The sequence below is a fragment of the Castellaniella sp. WN genome (assembly GCF_054457555.1).
Map to the genome: position 1 here is coordinate 2,947,400 of NZ_JBTKZC010000001.1, position 6,196 is coordinate 2,953,595.

Sequence of the window (6,196 nt, forward strand, 5' to 3'; positions counted from 1 at the left end):
TCGAAAGGAAACCACCATGACGGATCGCGTCGACTGCGTCGTCATCGGCGCCGGCGTCGTCGGGCTGGCCGTCGCACGTGCCTGCGCCCTGGCCGGACTGGAGACCCTGGCGCTCGAAGCCGAAACCGCCATCGGCACCGCCACCAGCGCGCGCAACAGCGAAGTCATCCATGCGGGCCTCTACTACCCGCACGGCTCGCTCAAGGCCCGGCTGTGCGTCCAGGGCCGCCAGGCCCTGTACGACTACTGCGCATCCCACGGCGTCGCCCACGAGCGCCGCGGCAAGCTCATCGTCGCCACTCGCGACGAACAGCGCGGCGCCCTGGAACGCATCGGCGCGGCGGCGGCCTCCAGCGGCGTGCATGACCTGCGCCTGCTGGACGCAGCACAGGCGCGGGCGCGCGAACCCGCGCTGCGCTGCGTGGCCGCGCTGGAATCGCCGTCCACCGGCATCATCGACAGCCACGGCCTGATGCTCGCCCTGCAGGGCGACCTGGAATCCGCCGGCGGCCTGCTGGCTCTGCGGGCTCCCGTCCTGTCAGGCCAGGTCCTGGCGGACGGCATCCTGCTGCGCATCGGCGGCGACGAGCCCATGGAGCTCGTCGCCCGCCGCGTCGTCAACTGCGCCGGCCTGCACGCCCAGACCATGGCTGCCGCCATCGACGGCCTGCCGCCCGACAGCATCCCCGCCGGCCGCTACGCCAAGGGCAACTACTACGCCCTGTCGGGCAAGGCGCCGTTTTCCCGCCTGATCTACCCCGTCCCCGAACCCGGCGGCCTGGGCGTGCACCTGACCCTGGACCTGGGCGGGCAGGCCCGCTTCGGCCCCGATGTCGAATGGGTCGACGCCATCGACTACAGCGTGGATCCCGCCCGCGCCGACGGTTTCTACGCCGCCATCCGCCGCTACTGGCCCGACCTGCGCGACGGCGCCCTGCGCCCCGACTACGCCGGCATCCGTCCCAAGCTGGCCGTGCCCGCCGGGCAGGACGCCGACTTCGTCATCCAGGACGTGCGCACGCACGGCGTGCCCGGCCTGGTCAACCTGTACGGCATCGAATCCCCGGGCCTGACCGCCTGCCTGGCGATCGCCGACGAGGTCATCCAACGCCCGGGCATGCACTGACCGGCGCGGTGCATAATCATGGCATCGTCTTCAACCCGTACCTACAGGAACCCGACATGATCCGCGAAATGGCCCACATCACCGTGAAACCCGGCACCCTGGCCGACTTCGAGGCCGGCGTCCGCCAGGCGCTGCCGCTCTTTCATCGCGCCCGCGGCTGCAAGCGTGTCGAACTGCACCACATCATCGAAAAGCCCGAGCAATACGTGCTGATGGTGTACTGGGAAACCCTGGACGACCACATGGTCCACTTCCGTCAATCGGACGATTTCCAGACCTGGCGCGGGCTGGTGGGCGGGTATTTCGAGAAAGCGCCGGAGGTGGTGCATTCGGAGGTGGTGGTGGAAGAATAAGCGCCGCCGGCCGCAGCGAGACAGGCATCCGGCACCGCGAATCCTTCTTCCCGATGCAGAAGGATTTTTTAAGACATATCTTATTGATTATAAATAGTATTTTTGGATTTTCTTGGCGTGCTTGGACCTGTACTTGGACCCAAAGCTGATGTGTGTCTCTTGATGGTGCTCTAAGACGCATCATGGATCATTGCTTGCTGTCTGGCTTGCTGAAATGGGTGTAAATGGGCGTGCTATAGGTTGCATGATCCGCGTGGTCCTGCAACCCACAAGCTTGGCTATGTATTCATTATTGAGTACATTGAAGACATTAGGACTGTAAGGAACTGATCATGCCCCGCGCCAACACCACCACCATGACAGTGCGCCTCAGTGGCCCTTTGAGCGAATTCGTTGCCGCAAATGTTGGCGAGCAAGGCGACTACGAGAACGTCAGCGAGTATGTCCGCGACCTGATTCGTCGCGACAAGGAAACTAGGGAAGCAGCTGCGTTCGAGCGGCTCAAGGCCGAACTCACCCACGCTTGGGCGGCACCGGAATCGTCATACAAGCCCTTGACGGCAGCAGACGTCATCGCGCGTAACCGGGCCTGATTTCTGTCATGGTCAAGGCGCAGATACGTGTTCAGGAAGCCGCGTCCTGGCGGCTGGACGGTATTTATCGCTATACGCACGAGCGTTGGGGCGCGCAACAAGCCGAGCGCTACATCACGGGTTTATTCGAGGCGTTCGAGGGTATTGCCACACACCAGACGGCATCTCGCGCCATTCCAGCGGAGTTCGGTATAGGTGGCTATTTCTTCCGTTATGAGCGGCATTTCGTCTATTAGCGTCGGCTCTCGAACGGCGACATCGGCATCGTGACCATCCTGCATGAAAAGATGCATCAGATTGGGTGCTTGCGGGAGGACTTTGGTCTTTGAGTCCGAGACTTGCGCTGAGGCTGGACTGAAGCACGCCGATCACGCAAGACAGAGAACAGAATCAACAAGACATCCTTACCATGAGTGAATACCAGTACTACGAGTTCGCGGCGATCGACAAACCCTTGACCGGTACCGAAATGGCCGAGCTGCGTGCGGTTTCTACCCGGGCAGTCATTACCCCCAGCGGTTTCGCCAATCACTACGAATGGGGCGACCTCAAGTCCGATCCTGCTGATTGGATGCAGCGTTATTTCGATGCCTTTGTCTATTCAGCCAATTGGTGCAGTTGCCATGTGTCGCTTCGACTGCCGAAGGCCGTTTTCCGCAAGGCCGAGCTGGATGCCTTTATTCGCTCGGCTGTACTGTCAATTGACTCCACCGATGCACACTGGATTTTCAGTTGGACGCTGGAGGAAAGCGAAGATTATGACCGCTTTGCGGAAGACGACGGCAGTGGCTGGATGCGCAGGTTGATTCCCCTGCGCGATGAGTTGATGCGTGGCGATTTGCGGCCGCTGTACCTGGGGTGGCTGGCGGCTGGTGATGAATTGAATGATGACACGCTGGAGCCGGAAGTGCCGAGTGGTTTGGCAGACCTTTCGCCAGCGCAGCAGGCTTTGATCGAATTCCTGGAGATCGACCCGGATCTGCTGGAAGCCGCCAGTATGGGTAGTGCTACAGCGGCACCAGCGCACGACGAAATACTGCAAATAACCACCTGGATGGAAACCTGGCAAACCGTGGATATGCAGGATGTGCTCAAGGCAATCGCAACGGGTCGGGGTCAGGAAGCAGAACGCCAGGTGAAGTCGCACTATGCGGCATGGCTCAAATCACAACGCCCGGCATCGTCGGAGGCTCCCCAGCGCAAGGTGGTGGAACTACGCGAACTGGCGCAATCGACTGGTGAGCGTAGGCGGGCTCGCGAAGCCGAGGCGCATGCAAAGCGCGAGACGGAACGTCGCCAAAAGCGCGAGGCCGAATTACGCCGCATCATGAGTACGCCGGATACATACTGGCGCGAGGCGGACACACAGGCATCCCGCGGAAGTGCATCCGGCTACGAAAAAACGGTCGATATGTTGAAGGTGCTGGCCGAGGGCTATGCGCTGGTGGCTGGCCCGGAGGCTTTCGAACGCCAATTGCGGCGCTTTCTTGTCCCTCACGCCAAGCGATCAGCCCTGCTGCGTCGCCTGGCCGATGCGGGCTTGTGGTCAGGATAAAGCGCAAGCGATGATGGGTCGCGACGACGAACTCGCTCGCCTTCGTGCCGAGAACGCCCGCCTCGTCGCTCTGCTCGAAGCGCACGGCATCGCTTGGCAAGCGCCTGCGCCGATCCCCAAGCCTTCAGCAACCTTATCGCTGACCACCGACGGAAAAGTCATGCTCTTTGGTCGGTTGTTCCGGGGCCGCACCGACGTCTATCCAGTCCGCTGGGACAGCAAGGCAGGCAAGAGCGGATACTCGCCGGCATGTGCGAACGAGTGGCGTCCCGGTGTCTGCGAGAAGCCTCGCATCAAATGCGGTGACTGCCAGCAGCGGCAACTGTTGCCGTTGACCGATCAAGTCCTTTTCGATCACCTGGCGGGACGCCATACCATCGGCCTTTATCCACTGCTGTCAGGCGATGATTGCCATCTGCTTGCCGTGGATTTCGACGAATCGGACTGGCGTGATGATGCCCGAGCCTTCGTTCAATCCTGCCGTGAGTTAGGTGTTCCGGTAGCGCTGGAAATTTCGCGCTCTGGCAACGGCGCCCATGCCTGGATCTTCTTTTCCGGCCGTGTCCCTGCCCGTGATGCCCGCCGGTTGGGAACGGCTTTGATAAGTCACACCTGCGCCCGTACGAGGCAATTGACACTGGGCTCCTACGATCGTCTGTTCCCGAACCAGGACACCCTGCCCAAGGGTGGGTTCGGCAACCTGATTGCCCTGCCTCTGCAGAAGATCCCTCGAGAGCGAGGGGCAAGCGTCTTCGTGGACGATGCCCTGCAACCGCATCCCGATCAATGGGCCTTCCTTGCCTCGCTGCGGACAATGGAGCCGCACGACATCGAGCCTGTCATCCTTCACGCCACCGGCGGCTCTCATCCACTGGACGTCACCTTCGCTATCGACAAAGACCTGCACGAGCCATGGAGGCATTCGGCAGGGAGCCGGCAACGGTTGGTTGGTGCGATGCCGGTCTCGCTCACGTTGACCCTGGCCAATCTCATCTACATCGAGAAGGACGCACTCCCACAGGTATTGGCCAACCGGCTCATCCGTCTGGCTGCTTTCGCCAATCCTGAGTTCCATCAGGCTCAGGCGCTGCGTCTGCCGGTCTGGAACAAACCTCGCCTGATTGGTTGCGCCGAGAATTTCCCCCACCATATCGCCCTGCCACGTGGCTGCTTCAATGCTGTCCGCGAGCTACTGCGTGAGAACGCTATCGGCTGTGAACTGCGGGACGAGCGCTGCGGCGGCCAAGCCCTTGCTGTTGAGTTCGCAGGCCAACTCCGGGAGGACCAGGAGCAAGCCGTCAGATCGATGCTCCGCTTCGATACCGGCATCCTGTGTGCACCAACCGCCTTCGGAAAAACCGTCACCGCCGCAGCGCTGATCGCCCGGCGTGGCATCAACACGCTGGTACTGGTGCATCGCACGGAACTGCTCAGGCAGTGGCAGGAACGTCTGCAGACTTTCCTGAGTTGTGGCAAGGAGATGGTCGGAGTGATTGGCGGCGGCAAGTCCAAGCCGACAGGCCGCATCGACATCGCAGTCATGCAGTCCATACATCGGCAGGGAGAAATCAACCCCATTGTGGAAAATTACGGACACATCGTCGTCGACGAATGCCACCACCTCTCGGCAGTGTCGTTTGAGGCCATTCTCAAACGTGTCCGCGCCCGTTACGTACTGGGGTTGACGGCCACACCGATCCGGCGCGATGGCCGTCAACCCATTCTGTTCATGCAGTGTGGCCCGATCCGCCATACCGCTGCCAAGCCGGCTGGTGCGCCACAGATGCTGGAGTGTGTGTCACGCTACCTGCCGGCGCGAACCGCATTTCCCGAAGAAGCGGCCATCCAGGACATATTCCGCCAGCTTTCCTGCGATGTCACCCGTACCACCAAGATCGCCGACGAGATCGCGGGGGCTTTTGCACAGGGCGGCAAGGTGCTGGCCTTGTCCGAACGGACCGATCATCTTGACGCCTTGTATGCCGCGCTGGTGGGGCGTGTCCAGCCCTTGTTCCTGCTGCATGGCCGCCAGTCGAAGAAACAACGCGCCAACGTGATCGCTGCCTTGAATGTATTGGATGTCGATGTACCTCGTGTGTTGCTGGCCAGTGGCAGATTGGTGGGAGAAGGCTTCGACCACCCGCCGCTCGACACGCTGGTACTGGCAATGCCGATTTCATGGAAAGGTACGCTGCAACAGTATGCCGGCCGTCTGCATCGAGAGCAGGCGGGCAAGCAGCACGTGCGCATCATCGACTTTGTCGACGCCGGACATCCTTCGCTGCTGCGCATGTGGGAAAGGCGGCAGCGTGGCTACCAGGCGATGGGTTATCGGATGGCTACTACGGGGGAGTTGAACTTGGGGTTACCAACGTAGCGCATGCTTTTGTTTCTGGCAATAAATACGGGGGATGCGCTGTTCGGATTGTTTGCGGCGAAAAGAGCCCATCAAATTCCAACCCCAACACGCTGACCGAGGCAATCAGATCAGCCGGGAACTTGGGCAAGAATGGACATCGATCATCACAATTTACCTGGGGCAATGACGGCCGCCCGAGTTCGACAGTTA

At 61.1% G+C, this 6,196-nt stretch carries 6 protein-coding genes; all 6 read left to right on the top strand.

What is annotated here, in order from left to right; translation table 11 throughout:
* Nucleotides 1–16: 16 nt before the first annotated feature.
* The 6 genes from ACTPOE_RS13860 to ACTPOE_RS13885 all read left to right on the top strand — a co-directional run bounded on the left by ACTPOE_RS13860 (nucleotide 17) and on the right by ACTPOE_RS13885 (nucleotide 6,004).
* A complete protein-coding gene (locus ACTPOE_RS13860) occupies nucleotides 17–1,126 on the top strand; it encodes an NAD(P)/FAD-dependent oxidoreductase (RefSeq protein ID WP_458872704.1) in 1,110 nt (369 codons plus the stop codon).
* A gap of 56 nt (nucleotides 1,127–1,182) precedes the next feature.
* Nucleotides 1,183–1,479 (top strand): antibiotic biosynthesis monooxygenase family protein, encoded by a 297-nt coding sequence (locus tag ACTPOE_RS13865; RefSeq protein WP_458872705.1) that lies wholly within the window; start codon nucleotides 1,183–1,185, stop codon nucleotides 1,477–1,479.
* Between the two features lie 332 nt (nucleotides 1,480–1,811).
* Nucleotides 1,812–2,072 (top strand): ribbon-helix-helix domain-containing protein, encoded by a 261-nt coding sequence (locus ACTPOE_RS13870; protein WP_458872706.1) that lies wholly within the window; start codon nucleotides 1,812–1,814, stop codon nucleotides 2,070–2,072.
* A gap of 8 nt (nucleotides 2,073–2,080) precedes the next feature.
* A complete protein-coding gene (locus tag ACTPOE_RS13875) occupies nucleotides 2,081–2,308 on the top strand; it encodes a type II toxin-antitoxin system RelE/ParE family toxin (RefSeq protein ID WP_458872707.1) in 228 nt (75 codons plus the stop codon).
* Nucleotides 2,309–2,481: 173 nt separating this feature from the next.
* A complete protein-coding gene (locus ACTPOE_RS13880) occupies nucleotides 2,482–3,627 on the top strand; it encodes a hypothetical protein (protein WP_458872708.1) in 1,146 nt (381 codons plus the stop codon).
* 10 nt (nucleotides 3,628–3,637) lie between these two features.
* Nucleotides 3,638–6,004, top strand: a complete 2,367-nt coding sequence (locus tag ACTPOE_RS13885; RefSeq protein WP_458872709.1) for a TOTE conflict system archaeo-eukaryotic primase domain-containing protein — start codon at nucleotides 3,638–3,640, stop codon at nucleotides 6,002–6,004.
* Nucleotides 6,005–6,196: the final 192 nt, after the last annotated feature.

Excerpts from the sequence above, each read along its gene's own strand:
- ACTPOE_RS13880 (WP_458872708.1), top strand. The coding sequence starts at position 2,482 with ATGAGTGAATACCAGTACTACGAGTTCGCGGCGATCGACAAACCCTTG.
- ACTPOE_RS13865 (WP_458872705.1), top strand. The coding sequence starts at position 1,183 with ATGATCCGCGAAATGGCCCACATCACCGTGAAACCCGGCACCCTGGCC.
- ACTPOE_RS13860 (WP_458872704.1), top strand. The coding sequence starts at position 17 with ATGACGGATCGCGTCGACTGCGTCGTCATCGGCGCCGGCGTCGTCGGG.
- ACTPOE_RS13885 (WP_458872709.1), top strand. The coding sequence starts at position 3,638 with ATGATGGGTCGCGACGACGAACTCGCTCGCCTTCGTGCCGAGAACGCC.
- ACTPOE_RS13875 (WP_458872707.1), top strand. The coding sequence starts at position 2,081 with ATGGTCAAGGCGCAGATACGTGTTCAGGAAGCCGCGTCCTGGCGGCTG.
- ACTPOE_RS13870 (WP_458872706.1), top strand. The coding sequence starts at position 1,812 with ATGCCCCGCGCCAACACCACCACCATGACAGTGCGCCTCAGTGGCCCT.